This is a genomic window from Streptomyces murinus (genome assembly GCF_002154555.1).
Classification (GTDB): domain Bacteria; phylum Actinomycetota; class Actinomycetes; order Streptomycetales; family Streptomycetaceae; genus Streptomyces; species Streptomyces murinus.
Window position 1 is genome coordinate 1 of the sequence record NZ_MUNF01000940.1, and the last position, 1,625, is coordinate 1,625.

General features: G+C 73.9%; 1 protein-coding gene. It reads left to right on the forward strand.

The genetic code is table 11. From position 1 onward, the window contains the following. Window positions 1–400: 400 nt before the first annotated feature. A complete protein-coding gene (locus tag CCN72_RS36760; RefSeq protein WP_086812649.1) occupies window positions 401–1,597 on the forward strand; it encodes a PP2C family protein-serine/threonine phosphatase in 1,197 nt (398 codons plus the stop codon). The last annotated feature ends 28 nt before the right edge of the window (window positions 1,598–1,625 follow it).

Genomic DNA, 1,625 nt, shown 5'->3' on the forward strand with positions numbered 1-1,625 from the left:
GTGCGGGGGTGGGCGCGGTGTGCCGGTGGGGGCGTTCGTCCGTGCTGGTCATCAGCCATGACAGCCTCCTTGGGGCCGCGGGCGGCACCGGGTGCGGGCATCCGCTTCACCGGCGTGCGGCGACCCGGTCGGGCACCGAGGGCCGTACGGGTACCCGGGGTGCCGGGGGGCGACACCGCGGCGGGATGAGGGGCAGCCGGTAAGGGCTTGAGGACGGCCCGGAGGGGATTGGGGACGGCCCGTAGGGGGATTGGGCGCGACCCGTAAGGGTTCGAGGCTGCCCGTAAGGGCTGGAGGGACCTCCCCCCGGCGACTGCTCCAGGGACGCCCCCTGAGGGCTATGGGGGGCGTACCAAGGCGCAAGTGGCCGCCCGCCGCGGCCGGGAGCACGCTGGTAGGCATGAGATTTCCGGTCGGGTCGGCGGGGGAACGGCGATTCTGGCACTCGTCGCAGGCGTTGCTGCTGCTGCCGATCACGCTCATCGTGGTGATCACGGTGGTGGACGTGCAAGCCCCGGAGAGCATCCACCTCGGGCCCGCCCTGGTGATCGCGCCCGCGCTGACCCCGTCCTTCGCCGGCCCCCGGACCACCGCGGCCGTCGGCGCGCTGGCCACGCTCGCGCAGATCGTCATCGGCATCGCGCACGGCGGGATCGGCACCTCGAACCACATCGTGCAGATCATCACCCTCGCGGTGCTCTCGGTGATGGTGGTCCTCTACAGCGCCCTGCGCGAGCGGCGCCAGGCGCAGCTGGCCCAGGTCCGCACGGTCGCCGAGGCCGCGCAGCACGTGCTGATGTGGCCGCTGCCCGAGCAGATCGGCCCGCTGCGGATCGCGTCCCTGTACCTGGCAGCGGAGGACGAGGCCCAGATCGGCGGCGACCTCTACGCGGCGACCGTGTGCGACAACGCCGTACGGGTTCTGATCGGGGACGTCCGCGGCAAGGGGCTGCCCGCCATCGGGGAGGCCGCGCTGCTGCTCAGCGCGTTCCGGGAGAGCGCCCACCGGCATCACACGCTGGAGGACCTGGTCGACACGCTGGAGCAGAGCGTCTCCCGGTACACGGCGGATCTGGAGCCGGAGGACGAGGCGGGTGAGCGGTTCGCGACCGCGCTGCTGGTGGAGATCCCGGACCGGGACCAGATCACCCGGATGACCAGCTGCGGGCATCCGCCGCCGCTGCTGCTGAGCCCCGGGCACGTGGTGACGATGCCGAGTCTGCACCCCTCGCCGCCGCTCGGCGTGCAGGGGCTGCCGGCGACCGTGGAGCACACGCTGGACGTCTTCTCCTTCGAGCCCGGTGACACTTTGCTGCTCTACACCGACGGCGTGGTGGAGGCGCGGGACGCCCGGGGCCGGTTCTATCCGCTGGCGGAGCGGGTGGCGCGGTGGACCGACGACAGCCCCGAGGCGCTGCTGCACCACATCCGCCGCGATCTGCTCGCCCATGCCGGGGGCCGGCTCGGCGACGACGCCGCGCTGATCGCGCTGCACCGCACCCCCGTCGACCGGCACCGCCACCACGGTCACGGCCACGGCCATGGGCGCGGGCGGGCGGCCGCACGGCAGGACACGGCGGCCGCCGAGCGGTCGTAGCCCCGTGGCCCCGCCCGGGCCGGAGCGG

Excerpts from the sequence above, each read along its gene's own strand:
- CCN72_RS36760 (WP_086812649.1), top strand. The coding sequence starts at position 401 with ATGAGATTTCCGGTCGGGTCGGCGGGGGAACGGCGATTCTGGCACTCG.